The organism is Paraburkholderia sp. ZP32-5 (assembly GCF_021390495.1).
Taxonomy (GTDB): Bacteria; Pseudomonadota; Gammaproteobacteria; order Burkholderiales; family Burkholderiaceae; genus Paraburkholderia.
The window spans coordinates 886155-900152 of record NZ_JAJEJP010000003.1; the positions used below are offsets into that span (position 1 = coordinate 886155).

General features: G+C 64.7%; 13 protein-coding genes. 10 read left to right on the plus strand and 3 right to left on the minus strand.

Going from position 1 to position 13998, the window contains the following annotated elements; all coding sequences use genetic code 11:
• Positions 1-63: 63 nt before the first annotated feature.
• The 4 genes from L0U82_RS36420 (at position 64) to L0U82_RS36435 (ending at position 4096) form a co-directional block, all read left to right on the plus strand.
• Positions 64-930, plus strand: a complete 867-nt coding sequence (locus L0U82_RS36420) for an isocitrate lyase/PEP mutase family protein (protein WP_233838646.1) — start codon at positions 64-66, stop codon at positions 928-930.
• Between the two features lie 14 nt (positions 931-944).
• Entirely contained in the window at positions 945-1445 is a 501-nt protein-coding gene (locus tag L0U82_RS36425; RefSeq protein ID WP_233838647.1) for a tripartite tricarboxylate transporter TctB family protein, read from the plus strand.
• A 6-nt stretch (positions 1446-1451) separates the two neighbouring features.
• Positions 1452-3011 (plus strand): tripartite tricarboxylate transporter permease, encoded by a 1560-nt coding sequence (locus tag L0U82_RS36430; protein ID WP_233838655.1) that lies wholly within the window; start codon positions 1452-1454, stop codon positions 3009-3011.
• Between the two features lie 104 nt (positions 3012-3115).
• Complete coding sequence (locus L0U82_RS36435) at positions 3116-4096, plus strand: Bug family tripartite tricarboxylate transporter substrate binding protein (protein ID WP_233838658.1); 981 nt, start codon at positions 3116-3118, stop codon at positions 4094-4096.
• A gap of 104 nt (positions 4097-4200) precedes the next feature.
• Here L0U82_RS36435 and L0U82_RS36440 read toward each other — a convergent pair whose 3' ends face one another.
• Positions 4201-5037 carry an SMP-30/gluconolactonase/LRE family protein gene (locus L0U82_RS36440; RefSeq protein ID WP_326489807.1) on the minus strand — a complete coding sequence of 279 codons (837 nt, stop codon included), beginning with the start codon at positions 5035-5037 and terminating at the stop codon, positions 4201-4203.
• Positions 5038-5228: 191 nt separating this feature from the next.
• Positions 5229-6119 (minus strand): LysR family transcriptional regulator, encoded by an 891-nt coding sequence (locus L0U82_RS36445; protein ID WP_233838659.1) that lies wholly within the window; start codon positions 6117-6119, stop codon positions 5229-5231.
• Positions 6120-6458: 339 nt separating this feature from the next.
• Between L0U82_RS36445 and L0U82_RS36450 the strand changes: the two genes are divergently transcribed.
• The 5 genes from L0U82_RS36450 to L0U82_RS36470 all read left to right on the plus strand — a co-directional run bounded on the left by L0U82_RS36450 (position 6459) and on the right by L0U82_RS36470 (position 11526).
• A complete protein-coding gene (locus L0U82_RS36450; protein WP_233838661.1) occupies positions 6459-7355 on the plus strand; it encodes a TauD/TfdA dioxygenase family protein in 897 nt (298 codons plus the stop codon).
• 133 nt (positions 7356-7488) lie between these two features.
• A complete protein-coding gene (locus tag L0U82_RS36455) occupies positions 7489-8343 on the plus strand; it encodes an SMP-30/gluconolactonase/LRE family protein (RefSeq protein ID WP_233838663.1) in 855 nt (284 codons plus the stop codon).
• 52 nt (positions 8344-8395) lie between these two features.
• Positions 8396-9250 carry an oxidoreductase gene (locus L0U82_RS36460; RefSeq protein ID WP_233838664.1) on the plus strand — a complete coding sequence of 285 codons (855 nt, stop codon included), beginning with the start codon at positions 8396-8398 and terminating at the stop codon, positions 9248-9250.
• A gap of 197 nt (positions 9251-9447) precedes the next feature.
• Positions 9448-10416, plus strand: coding sequence for a Bug family tripartite tricarboxylate transporter substrate binding protein (locus L0U82_RS36465; protein WP_233838666.1), 969 nt, complete (start codon positions 9448-9450; stop codon positions 10414-10416).
• 141 nt (positions 10417-10557) lie between these two features.
• A complete protein-coding gene (locus L0U82_RS36470; RefSeq protein WP_233838668.1) occupies positions 10558-11526 on the plus strand; it encodes a peptidyl-alpha-hydroxyglycine alpha-amidating lyase family protein in 969 nt (322 codons plus the stop codon).
• Between the two features lie 65 nt (positions 11527-11591).
• Here the strand turns inward: L0U82_RS36470 and L0U82_RS36475 are convergent, their stop codons facing one another.
• Positions 11592-12563, minus strand: coding sequence for a Bug family tripartite tricarboxylate transporter substrate binding protein (locus tag L0U82_RS36475; RefSeq protein WP_233838670.1), 972 nt, complete (start codon positions 12561-12563; stop codon positions 11592-11594).
• A gap of 424 nt (positions 12564-12987) precedes the next feature.
• On the opposite strand from L0U82_RS36475, the gene L0U82_RS36480 reads away from it, so the two are divergent.
• Positions 12988-13977, plus strand: a complete 990-nt coding sequence (locus L0U82_RS36480) for a peptidyl-alpha-hydroxyglycine alpha-amidating lyase family protein (protein WP_233838672.1) — start codon at positions 12988-12990, stop codon at positions 13975-13977.
• The last annotated feature ends 21 nt before the right edge of the window (positions 13978-13998 follow it).

Here is a 13998-nt window from a genome sequence, read left to right on the forward strand (position 1 = left end):
GCCGCCGGCGACAGCCGATACGCGGATGCGGTGCGCGCCGAACCGGAAAGAGGAACGCCTTCGATGGGATCCCTGACTCAACGCCAGCGCTTGCGCGCGATTCTGAAGAGTGAACGTTGCGTGACCATGGCGACGGTGTTCGATCCGATCTCCGCGCGTCTGGCCAGCCAGCTCGGCTACGAGGCGGCGCTGATGGGCGGATCGCTGGCTTCGTATGCGGTGCTCGGGGCGCCCGATCTGATCCTGCTCACGTTGAGCGAACTCGCCGAGCAGGTGCATCGCTGCACGCGCGTGTCCGACGTGCCGCTCGTCGTCGACGGCGATCATGGCTACGGCAACGCGCTCTCCGTGATGCGCACGGTGCACGAACTCGACCGCGCGGGCGCGGCGGCGATCACCATCGAAGACACGTTGCTGCCGCGTCCGTTCGGCCCCTCCGGCGCGGTGCAACTGTCGCCGTTCGACGAAGCGGTGGCGAAGATCGAGGCCGCCGTCGCCGCGCGCGGCGATTCGGACGTGCTGGTGATGGGACGCACGAGCGCGGCCACCGTCAACGGTATCGAGGATGCGCTCGCGCGCTTCAAGGCGTTCGAGGCCGCCGGCGTCGACGCGCTGTTCCTGCCGGGGCCGCGCAAACGCGAAGAGATCGATGCGATCTCCGCGGCCGTGAAGCTGCCGCTGCTGATGGCGGGCGCGCCCGCGCCGCTATGCGATCCCGCTTACCTGGCGACGCGCCGCGTAAAAGCGTGGTCGGCCGGTCATCAGACGTTTTCGGTGGCGCTCAAGGCGCTTCACGACAGCATGCAGGCGGTGAAGGCCGGCGCGCTGTCGCTGGAGCTGCCCGATCAGGCGTCGAAGGCCTTGCTCGAGGAGGCGACCGGCGTGCCCGCGTTCGACGCGCTGACGCGCCGCTTCCTCGGCGCGTCGTAGCAGGAGAGCACACGATGAGCTCACAGACAGCACAGACGGAACAGGGCGGCGCGATCGAATACGTCAATACGAAACGCCGGGACTACTACAGCGGCATGCTGATGCTGCTGATCGGGCTCGGTGCGATATACGGCGGCGTGCGCTACAGCATCGGCAGTCTGAGTCAGATGGGACCGGGCTTCTTTCCGGTCGCGATCGGCGCGGCGCTTGCCTGCACGGGCATCGCGATCGCGCTGGTGGCGAAATATACGCCGGCGCAGCAGGGCGAGCGCAAGCTGCCGCCCGAAGGCAAGGCGTGGTGCTTCATTCTGGGCAGCCTCGTCGCGTTCATCGTGCTCGGCCGCCACGGCGGCCTGCTGCCGGCGACCTTCGCGGTCGTGTTCATCTCGGCGCTCGGCGATCGCCAGAACACCGTGTGGCGCGCGTTCCTGCTCGCGGCGGCGATGACCGCGCTGTGCGTGGCGGTGTTCTGGTGGGCGCTGTCACTGCAGTTTCCACTGTTCCAATGGGGCTAGACGACCATGACCCAGTCTCTCGTCGATCTCTGGTATGGCTTTGGCGTCGCGCTCGAGCTGCACAATCTCGCGTGGTCGTTCTTCGGCGTGGTGGTCGGCAACCTGATCGGCGTGCTGCCCGGCATGGGGCCGCTCTCCGCCATCTCGATGCTGCTGCCGCTCACCTACACGATGCATCCGGTGCCGGCGATCATGATGCTGGCCGGCATCTTCTACGGCTCACAGTACGGTGGCGCGATCGGCGCGATCCTGCTGAACCTGCCATGCCATCCGCCGCACGCGGTGACCTGCCTCGACGGCTATCCGCTCACGCGCCAGGGCAAGGGTGGCACGGCGCTCGGCATCGCGATGATCTCGTCGTTCTTCGCGGCGTCGTGCGGGATTGCGCTGATGGTGTTCGCGTCGCCGCTGCTGGTGAGCATCGCGTTCAAGTTCGGGCCGGCCGAACTGTTCTCGATCATGCTGCTGGGGTTGCTCGCGGGCGGCACGATGTCGCGCGGGCCGGTGTTGAAAGGCGTGGCGATGACGCTCTTCGGTCTGTTGATCGGTATCGTCGGCACCGACATCAATACCGGCACGATGCGCTTCACGTTCGGCTTTCCGCGGCTCGGCGACGGCGTCGAGATCGTTGCGCTCGCGCTCGGCCTGTTCGGCGTGGCCGACTTCCTGCGCAACGTCAACCGGCTGCAGGTGGTGAGCGGCGGGGCGCGGGTGCGGCTGCGCGACATGCGGCCGAGCTGGAAGGAACTGCGGCAGGCATTTCTGCCGATGGTGCGCGGCACGTCGATCGGCGCGCTGTTCGGTGGCATGCCGGGAACCGGCTCGACGATCACGACCTTCATCGCGTATGCGTTGGAGCAGAAGATCTCGCGCAATCCGAAGAAGTTCGGGCAGGGCGCGATCGAAGGCGTGGCGGCGCCGGAAGCCGCGTCGCACTCGAAGACCCAGGTCGACTTCATTCCGACGATGAGCCTCGGCATTCCCGGCGACGCGGTGATGGCGCTGATTCTCGGCGCGCTGATGATCCAGGGCATCCAGCCCGGCCCGCAGCTGATCACCGATCACGCCGATCTGTTCTGGGGACTCGTCGCGAGCTTCTGGGTCGGCAACATCCTGCTGATGCTGCTGAACGTGCCGCTGATTGGCATCTGGGTGAAGTTTCTGCGCGTGCCGTACCGCTACCTGTTTCCGTCCGCGCTGCTGTTTATCGCGGTCGGCGTGTACAGCACCAACAACAGCCTGTTCGAGGTCGGCGAGGTGCTCGCGTTCGGCGTGATCGGCGCGGTGCTGCTGGCGCTCGAATTTCCGGTCGCGCCGATCCTGCTCGGCTTCGTGCTGGGCCCGATGGTCGAAGACAACTTCCGGCGCGCGGTGCTGCTGTCGCGCGGCGATATCGGGATCTTCATCCAGCGGCCGATCAGCGCGGTCTTCATTGGCGCGTCGGCCTTGCTGATCCTGCTGCAGGTCGGTTTCGCGATTCGCGGCGCGGTGCGCCGGCGCAAGGCGCGCCCGAGGAAATTTCGCGTGACGGGGTCGTCGCGGCCGACCTCGCAGGACAACGTATAAGCAAGCGCTATCGCGAACGCGGCGACCCCGCGCGCGGCCGGCCTTCGCCGTGGCGGCAATACGACTACACGACAACACGCACTGATCAGGTCGGAGACACACCTATGCTGACGCGGCGCCGCCTTCTGATATCGCTCGGGTCCCTCGGTGCGCCACTGCTGCTCGGCTGGATGCCGGCGGCGCGCGCCGACTATCCGGACAGTCCCATTCGCATCGTCATCGCGTTTCCGGCCGGGGCCGGCGAGGCCGAGGCGCGCATCGTCGCCAAACGGCTCGGCGAGGTCCTCAAACAGCCAGTGATCGTCGAGGCGCATCCCGGCGCGGGCGGCAACATCGCGGCGGCCTATGTCGCGAAATCGCGCGGCGACGGCTATACGCTGCTGCTCGGCGTGAGCACGTTCTTCGAAACGAATCCGATGATCTACAAGGACATCGGCTATCAGCCCGCCGATCTGCAACCGGTCAGCGTGATCTCCGAGCAGCCGTTCGTGCTGGTCGTGAATTCGTCGCTGCCGGTTCATTCGCTGCAGGAACTGATCGCGTATGCGAAGCAACGCCCCGGCAAGGTGACCAACGCGACGGCCGGGCTCGGCAGTCCGCTTGATCTGATCGCGAAGGAGTTCATGGTGCGCACCGGCGCGCAGATTCTCAACGTGCCGTACAAGGGCGGCGGCGAGGACACGCTCGCGGTGCTCGGCGGCTTCGCCGACATGCTGTTCGGCGGCGTTGCCGATGTGACGGCCGGCATCCAGTCGGGCAAGATGCGCGCGCTGTGCGTGACCGGCAACCGGCGTCTGCCGCATTTCCCTGACTTGCCGACGATCGCCGAGGCTGGGCTGCCGGGCTATGACTTCACCGTCTGGAATTGTTTGTCCGTGCCGTCGTCGACGCCGCCCGCGATCGTCGAAAAACTCCATGCGGCAATCGTGACGACGATGAACTCACCTGACGTGCAGACCGGCTTCGACCGTATTGGCTTTTTCCCCACCAGCAGCACCGGCGAGGAATTGTCGAAGCGGATCGTTTCAGAGACGGAAGTATGGCGTGGGGTGCTGAAGAAGTCGGGGGCGTTGCAGCAGCAATGAGCGTCGGCTGACGCGCCGGAATTCGCACGCGACGGCTGCGGCAGTCGTCGCGGCCATCGCCCGCGGCAGCGGGCATCACGCGATGTCAGCCAGGCCCACGACCGTCACGCCAGATCGCACGCGAAGTTCGGCTCCGCGAGTCCGCGCACGCCGGGCTTGATCGCGAGCAGGCCGCCTGCCAGCGGTTGCCTCACCAGCTCTTCCGGCGACAGACGCTGCGAAGCGGTCGTGATGTACAGGATGTCGAGATCGGGGCCGCCGAAAGTGCAACTGGTCGGATTCTGCACCGGCATCTCGACGACGCGTTCGATGCTTCCATCCGGCGCATAGCGCGTGACGCGCCATCCGCCGTATTCGGCGAGCCAGATGAAGCCCTCTGCGTCGACGGTGGCGCCATCGGGCACCGCGGGCAGCGTGGTCCGCGCGAACTCGCGACGCTCGCCAGCTTCGCCGGTGTCGGGATCGAGCGGATACGCGAAGATCGTCTGCAGGTCCGAGTCCGCGCAGTACATCGTGCGGCCGTCGGGGCTGAAGCAGGTGCCATTGGGCACGCGAACGCCTGTTCCGACACTGGTGGCGCCGCGGCCGTCGACGCGATACAGCTCGCCGACCGGCTCGCGCGTGCGGTCGTTCATCGTGCCGACCCAGAAGCGGCCCTGCCGGTCGCATTTGCCGTCGTTGAAGCGCAAGGCGGGATCTTCTGCGCGCTGCTTCGCGATGCGAGTCAGCTCGCCTGTGCGTGTGTCGAGATAATGCAGCGAACGCGAAGCGACGAGCACACGGCCGTTGCCGCACAGCGCGATCGAGCCGACGAGGTCGGGCATCGGCCAGTAGCGCATCGCATCGGTGGCCGGATGCCAGCGCTGGATCGCGGGCCGGCGGATGTCGATCCAGTACAGCGCCTGCTCGGCTTCACTCCATAACGGGCATTCGCCAAGGATGTCGGTGGTTTGCGTGACGCGTCAAATGGCACTCATGTTGGCCTCGTTGCGCAGGGGTCGAAGGGCGGATGGAGGGTGCGGACAGGATGGTTCCGCGGTCCGATTCTACGAGCCCGTCACGCGCGCTCAAGCGCAATAAACGCACACACGATGTGACCTCGTGAAGTGTGCTCGACGCGCGCCGCGCAAGGTCAATGGCGCGTGTGTTCGCTGCGCAGGATCTCGACGAACTTGTCCGCGTGGTTGCCCTCGCGATCGAACCCGGAGCGCACGATGCACGGCGTGAGCGTGATTGCCTGGGCAAGCGGGCGCACCACGAGGTCGGACCATGCCCCCGCGCTCGCGGTGTATTCATCGATGATCGCGATGCCGGCACCGGCCCGCACCAGCGAGCACGCGACGTCGGTCTGGAACACGTCGATCCGCGAACGCAGTTCGAGCCCGGCGTCGTGAAAGGCCGCGGTCACGATCTTGCCGAACAGGATGCCCGGATGATGGGCGATGAGCGGATAGCGCGCCACGTCGGCAAGCGACAGCGATGGCTGGTGTTCGAGCGCATGTCCCTGCGGCAGCACGCAGGCCATTTTCCCGGACGTGAATACCTCCACCTTGAGATTGTCGTGCTGGATCGGCATCACGGCGACCGCGACGTCGACCTTGTTGCTCAGCACTTCGATCGCCATGTCGTTGAGCAGCGTCGTGTGATAGACGACGCGGATCTTCGGATAGCGTGCCACGAAGCGGGCGATGGCAAGCGGCATCATCGAGTAGCTGAGACACGGGCTCGACGACAGGTTCAGTGTGCCGGTTGCACCCTGCGCGAGATCGCGTGCGAAGTTGTTCACCTGGAGGGCATGCTCGTAAAACTCGTCCACCTGACGGAACAGCGCAATGCCTTCGGGTGTGGGAATCAGCTTGCCCTTGGCGCGGCTGAACAGCTTGAGGCCGAGTGTTTGCTCGGTATGAGAAATGATCCGGCTGACCGCGGGTTGTGAAATGAACAGCAGTTTCGCAGCGCCGTTGATCGACCCGGTCAGCATGACCGATCGGAAAATTTCCATCTGTCGCAGCCGGAAGTTCATGGTGCCTCCATGCGTACGGAAAGAGCGGCTTGTCTCGTTCGATGCATGCCGGGCCGCGTGCGCCCGATGCACATCTGCAGTGATCAAAGCGCACGCGGTGTGCGCGGCCATCGCTGAATAGCGTACAGCACTGTATGCGCTCGTCCAGTCGGGTTGGTGCTGATATGCGTTCGACCGGCCGATGTCAAACGCCCGCACGTCACGCGCGCTGTGAATAAATCTGTCTTGTGAGGACGAAATCGCCGCGCCTACGATAACGATGTTCCGGTGTGCAATCTAAACCCATGCAGGCGATATGCGTCGCAGCAGTCCAACGGCAAACGTAACTGAGGAATGACCATGAGTCTTGACATCGAAGCAGTGCATCCAACGGTCGCGGCGCGCATCCATGGACTGGATCTGACCCGGCCGTTGAGTGACACGCAGATCGAAGAGATCGAGCAGGCGAGCGGTACCTACCCGGTCCTGATCTTCCCGAGCCAGTACATCGACGACAACCAGCTGATGGCGTTCAGCCAGAACTTCGGGCCGCTGCAGCCGGTCGTGTCGTTCCATACCGCTGTCGAGGATCACCGGCTCTCGCCGATGGTCTCCGACATTTCGAATCTGGATCGCGACAACCGCACCTTTCCGGCCGGCGACCGCCGCCGTATGAACTTTCTCAGCAGCCGTCGCTGGCATACGGACGGTTCGTATCTGCCGACGCCCAACCGTTACTCGATGCTGCTTTCCTATACGGTCGCGAAGCGCGGCGGGCAGACGCAGTTCGCCGACATGCGCGAAGCGTACGACGCGCTGCCGGAGGAATTGCGCGAGATGGTCGAGGACCTCGTGCTCGAACACAACGTCATGCATTCGCGCGCGATGGCGGGCTTCACGGAGTTCGACGAAGCCGAACGCGCACGCTTCACGCCGACGCACAAAAAGCTCGTGCGCCGTCATCCGATCTCGGGCAGGAAGTCGCTTTATCTGTCCGGCCATGCATCGCATGTGGTCGGCTGGCCGGTGCCCGAAGGGCTCGATCTGCTGCGCGAGCTGACCGAATTCGCGACGCAGCCGCAGTTCGTCTATACGCATCAGTGGTCGGTGCGCGACCTCGTGATGTGGGATAACCGCTCGCTCATGCATCGGGCGCGCCGGCACTATCCGGACACCGACGTGCGCGAGATGCACCGGGCCTCGACGATCGACGACCTGTCGTGGTCGCGTCCGAAGCGCAGCGAGACCGTCGAGTAGGCGCGGCGAATAGTGCGGTAATCCGCGCGGCAAATCGCAAACGCCTAACGCAAACGCCACTATCTTTCCGGCGGCGCGCACGCCGCCGGGAAACCAGACTGTAAGATCCTTCTCTCATCCAGCCGAGGCCACCATGCCGGGACCGCACACCCAAACCATTCTCACCGGTCTGTCGTTCGCCGAGGGCGCGCGCTGGCGGGAAGATAGACTCTGGTTTTCCGATCTCTATACGCACCATGTGCAGACCGTCGATCCCGACGGACACACGGAAGTGATCGCGAACGTACCGCAGCGTCCATCGGGGCTCGGCTTCCTGCCCGACGGCACGCCGCTCGTGGTGTCGATGCTCGATCGCCGGCTGCTTGCGATCAACAGCGACGGCAGCACGCGCCTCGTCGCCGATCTCGGCGAAGTCGCGGGCGGCCCGTGCAACGACATGGTGGTCGACCGGCACGGCCGCGCATACGTCGGCAACTTCGGCTACGACAAGAACAACGGTGCCGAGCCGAAGCTCACGCGCATCATCCGCGTGGACCCGGACGGCTCGATTCATCCGACCGGCGCCGAACTCAGTTTTCCGAACGGCATGGTGATTACGCCCGACGAACGGCATCTGATCGTCGGCGAGACCTTCGCGCACCGCATCAGCATGTTCGATATCGACGCCAATGGCGATCTGCACAACCATCGCTATTTCGCCGAAATCGAAGGCTGCAACCCGGACGGTCTCGCCCTCGATGCGGAGGGTGCGGTGTGGGTCGCGGATCCGTTCGGCAAGCGCGTGCGGCGCGTGTTCGAAGGCGGGCGCATCGAGAGTGAGATCAGCTTCGAGCCGGGGCGCGGAGCTTATACGTGCGCGCTCGGCGGGCCGGAACGGCGTACGCTTTACATCGTCACCAATACTTCGAGCGGTCCGCAGATGGCGCAACTGCGCGAGTGCTGCATCGAAACCATCGAAGTCGACGTACCCGGCGCAGGCTGGCCATGAGCATGGGTGCATCCTGCAGTTTCATACGATCCCGTCTTGAAGGAGCGTTCATATGTCCGAATCGAAAGATTCCACGCCGGTCTGGTTAATTACCGGCTGTTCCACTGGCTTCGGCCGCGAACTCGCGAGCGCCGTGCTCAAGCGTGGCTGGCGCGCGGTCGTGACCGCACGCGAGCCGGCGCGCGTCGCCGCGCTCGCTGATGCCTTTCCGCAGCAGGCCATTGCTACCCGGCTCGACGTCACGCGCCCGGACGAAGTCGCGGCGGCCGTCGCACGGGCCGAAACCGCCTTCGGACGAGTCGACGTACTCGTCAACAACGCCGGCTACGGCTATCTCGCGGCCGTCGAGGAGGGCGAGGACGACGAGGTGCGCGCGATGTTCGAGGCGAACTTCTTCGGCGCGGTCAACATGATCAAGGCCGTGCTGCCGTCGATGCGCGCGCGCCGCTCCGGGCACATCGTCAACGTTACGTCGGTGGGCGGCTTCATCGGCAATCCGGCGAGCGGTTATTACGCGGCGACCAAGTTCGCGCTGGAAGGCCTGAGCGAATCGCTCGCGCGCGAGACGGCCGAACTTGGCATCAAGGTAACCGCGGTCGAGCCGGGGCCGTTTCGTACCGACTGGGCCGGTCGTTCGCTGAAGCAGACTGGCAGGCCGATCGACGACTACGCGTCGATCGCAGGCAAACGGCGTGTGCAGGTCGTCGAGCGCAGCGGCCGGCAGCCGGGCGACCCGGTGCGCGCGGCCGAAGCGATCATCGCCGCGGTGCAGTCGGCTACGCCGCCCGCGCATCTGGTGCTCGGGCGCAGCGGTCTGGAGATGGTCCGTGGCAAACTGGCGCGCGTGGCGGCCGACCTAAATACGTGGGAAGAGACCACGCTATGGGCCGACGATCCGGTGGCGTGAAGGTCGTCGTGTCGTCACCGGGCGCCCGATGCGCTCGGCGCATCAGGTTCATCCAATGAATGCCGAGCACTATTAAACAGGACCGAGCCTGACCCACATACGGTCTGACCGACTACTACAATCACCAGGGTCCGCTTGCGGATGAAATGCACGTGCGCGGCATAGGCAGGCAGACCCCCGACTGGAAGGAGACAATCATGATAAGGAGACGCAGGTTCGTGGCGGCGCTCGGCGCGCCGGTGCTGCTCGGCTGGATGCCCGCGGCGCTGGCGGCGTTTCCGGACAACCCGATCCGATTGGTGGTCGGATTCCCGGGCGGCTCGGGCGAGGCTCAGGCGCGCATCGTCGCGAAGACGCTCGGGCAGATTCTCGGCCAGCCAGTGATCGTGCAGGGACAAGGTGGCGCGGGCGGCAACATCGCCACGGCCTATGTCGCGAAGTCGCGACCCGACGGCTACACGATGCTGCTCGGTGTGAGCACGTTCTTCGAGATCAATCCGCTGATCTATCGCACGCCCGGTTTCAAGAACAGCGACCTGCGGCCCGTTTCGCTGCTGTCGGAACAGGAGTTCGTGCTGACGGTGCGGCCGCAACTGCCGATTCACTCGGTGAAGGAACTGATCGACTACGCGCGCGCGAACCCCAACAAGCTGACCAATGCGACGGGCGGCCTGGGCAGTCCGCTCGATCTGTGCACGCGCGAGTTCATGTCGCGCACGGGCGTGAAGATTCTGAGCGTGCCGTACAAGGGCGGCGGCGAGGACACGCTCGCGCTTCTCAGCGGTTTCGCCGACATGATGTTCGGCAGCGTCACCGACGTCACCGGCAATATCGAGTCCGGCAAGCTGCGCGCGCTCGGCGTCACGGGTGTCAAGCGGTTGCAGAATTTCCCCGACGTGCCGACCATCGCCGAGGCCGGTGTGCCCGGCTATAACGTCACGATCTGGACTTGTCTGTCGGTGCCCGCCGCCACACCGGCGGACGTCGTGAAGAGGCTCCAGGACGCCTCCGCGAAGGCGATTGCCGACCCGGCCTGCCGCGCGAGTCTCGAACAGATGGGACTCTTTCCGCTGCATCTCGACGGCGATGCGGTCGCGCGCCGCATCAAACTCGAAGTGCCCATGTGGCGCGAGATATTCCACAAGGCAGGCGTCGAACCGACCTAGTCGTCAAGGCCGCGCGAGCGCATCAGCGCGGTCATATGCGTTGTGAAAAAAAGTGGCTTGCGAGGCACCCGCTCGAATGTGATCGTTGAGACACGCGAGCAGGGCTTTTTTCCACTTGACGTCCACCTGAGGACAACGCAAATGACTCGACTTTATGGCAGCGGGGAATACACGTATCGGATCGTCGATAACTGGGCAAGACTTCCGGATGGCTGGCGCTTCGGCGACGTGGCAGCAGTCGGTGTCGATCGGGATGATCAGGTGTATGTGTTTCATCGCGGCGAGCATCCGGTCATCGTGTTCGATCGCGATGGCAACTTCCGGCGCTCATGGGGCGAGGGCATTTTCAAGCGTCCGCACGGGCTGCATATCGGCCCGGACGGCGACATCTATCTGACCGACGACGGCGATCACTCGGTGCGCAAATGTACGCCCGAGGGCAAGGTCCTGCTGACGCTCGGCACGCCGGGACTGCCAGCGCCGTTCATGAGCGGCACGCCGTTCAACCGCTGCACGCATACGGCGCTTTCGCCACGCGGCGACATCTACGTGACGGACGGCTATGGAAACGGCCGCGTGCACAAGTATTCGCCCGACGGCAAGCTCATCAAATCGTGGGGCGAACCGGGCTCCGATCCGGGGCAGTTTAATCTGCCGCACAACATCGCCTGCGATGAAGACGGCTGGGTCTACGTCGCCGATCGTGAGAATCACCGCATTCAGGTGTTCGACGGCGAAGGGCGCTTCGAGACGCAATGGCACGACCTGCATCGGCCGTGCGGCATGTACATGCCTGCGGGCAAATGCCCGCTCTGCTATGTCGGCGAGACCGGACCGTACTGGGGGTTCAACCGGGGCGCGCCGAATCTCGGGCCGCGCGTGAGCATCCTGTCGAACAAGGGCGAACTGCTCGCACGCATCACGAGTACGCCGGCAGCGGGCACTGGGCCGGGACAATTCCTGTCGCCCCATGGGCTCGCGGTCGATTCGCGTGGTGATCTCTATGTCGGGGAAGTCGGCTACACCGCGTGGCCGTCGCTCTTTCCCGGCGTGCCGCTGCCCGAGCAGGGCTTGCGTTGTCTGCAGAAATTCGAGCGGATCGACGTCTAGCGCAAAGCGTTGATTGCCTGCATCGGACGCCCGGTTCGGGGCGCCCCGATTGCGTTACATCGGCATCACATCGGCGTAATCCCCGACTTCTGGAAGATCGAGCGCCACGTCGCGCTTTCGGTGGCGATGCGTTGCGCGACGGCTTCGCTCGTGCTGCTGACGGGGATCAGGTTGATCTGCGCGAAGCCCGTCTGCACTTCCGGGTCCGCCATCGTCTTCACGAGCGCCGCGTTGAGCTTGCTGACGATGTCGGGTGGCGTCGCGACGGGCACCGATACGCAGCTCCACACCGAGAAGTCATAGCCGGGCACGCCGGCTTCCGCGATGGTCGGCACGTCCGGCAGATTCGCGAGACGTTTCGAACCCGTTACGCCGAGCGCACGCAGCTTGTCGGCCTTGATATTGCCGACCACGTTCGGAATGCCGCCGAACTCGAGATCCGTGAAGCCGCTCATCACCGCGAGCGTGTCTTCGCCGCCGCCCTTGTACGGCACCGGTGTCATCTGCACGCCGGTGCGCGACATGAACTCGCGGTTCGCGAGATCGAGCGGGCTGCCGGGGCCCGCGGTCGCGACCGTTACTTTGCCCGGATTGCGCCGCGCATAGTCGACGAGTTCGCGCACGTTGGCGACGGGCAGCCCCGGCCGCGCGACGAGCAGGAACGGTTGCTCGGACAACAGGCTGACCGGCGTCAGGTCGCTGAGCTTGTAGCCGATGTCCTTATAGATGAGCGGATTCGTTTCGAAGAACGTGCTCACGCCGAGCAGCATCGTATAGCCGTCACCGCGCGCCTTGGCGACATAGGCTGCGCCGATGTTGCCACCGGCGCCGGGATGCGACTCGACGACGATCGGTTGACCAATGTATTTGCCGAGCGTCTTCGCGACGAGGCGCGCCTGGGCTTCCTGGGTGCCGCCCGGAAACGGAATGACGAGACGGATCGGGCTGTCGGGCCAGGCCGCCCACGCGTCGCTGCTCGCCCACGCGGTCAGAATGGGCGCGCCGAGTGCGGCGAGGAAGGTGCGTCGTGAAATCATGGCTGTGTCCCCTGCTGGTCACCGTTTATGTCACTGCCTGCGTGGCTGTCCGCTCATGTGCGCCGCCGTCGCGTGTCGCGTCGACGGTGCGTCGTTTCATGAGCTGCGAGATGCGCTGCTCAGACCGATGCTATCGGCGGATGTAAGGCATTTACAAGCGAGATTAAGTCACAGGCCGCATCACAAATCCGGACCACGAAAGAGGGGCGTAAAGGCCGCGCGAAGGTGGTGTAAAGGCAGCACAAAGGGCAGCGCCAAAGGGGTCTTTTCAAGCCGCGCGAGAGATGCGTCAGGTCATACGGGACGTGCAAAAAAATCTCTTGCGACGCGCCTTCGCGACATGTGACTGTTACGTATCCCGATGCGACGCGACGCATTCGCGCGCATGCATTCATGCAAGCAACTGTCTGCGAGGATCGCACTCATGGCAACCATAGTTGGCGGCGGCGAATTTACATACGAGACCGTGGACGGCTGGGCGAAGCTGCCCACCGATTGGGAGATGGGCGAGGTCGCCGCGGTCGGGGTCGATCGCCATGACAACGTCTATGTGTTCAATCGCGGCATGCATCCGATGATCGTGTTCGACCGCAACGGCAATTTTCTGCGGTCATGGGGCGAGGGCGTGTACGTGCGCCCGCACGGCGTGCACATGGGGCCCGACGACACGATCTATCTGACCGACGACGGCGGCAGCGCCGTCTACAAGTGCGATCTGCACGGCAAGACACTGATGACGGTCGGCCTGCCCGGCAAGCCCACTGAGTTCATGAGCGGCCAGCCGTTCAATCATTGCACGCACACGGCGCTCGCGCCGAACGGCGACATCTTCGTGTCCGACGGCTACGGCAACGCGCGCATCCACAAGTACACGCCCGATGGCAAGCTCATCAAGTCATGGGGCGAGCCGGGCTGCGAGCCGGGCCAGTTCAACCTGCCGCACAACATCTCATGCGACGAGGACGGCTGGCTCTATGTCGCCGATCGCGAGAATCACCGCATCCAGATCTTCGATAGCGATGGCCGCTTCGAAACACAATGGCACAACCTGCATCGACCCAATGGCATGTACATGCCGCGCGGTAAATGTCCGCTGTGCTATGTCGGCGAAACGGGGCCGATGTACGGCTTCAATCGCGGCGCACCGAATCTTGGGCCGCGTCTGTCGATCCTGTCGAACAAGGGCGAAGTGCTGATCCGCATCCAGAGCACACCGTCGGCCGGCACGAACCCCGGGCAGTTTCTGTCGGTGCACGGCGTGGCCGTCGATTCGTACGGAGACATCTATGTCGGCGAGACGTCGTACACGTCGTGGCCGCTGTTGTTCCCGGACAAGCCGATGCCGGCGCGGCTGCGCAGCCTGCAGAAATTCGCGCGCATCGCGCCGCAGACCGAAGCGCCGGCGCGGCGCTGATTCTTCTCTATCCAGCCGGCA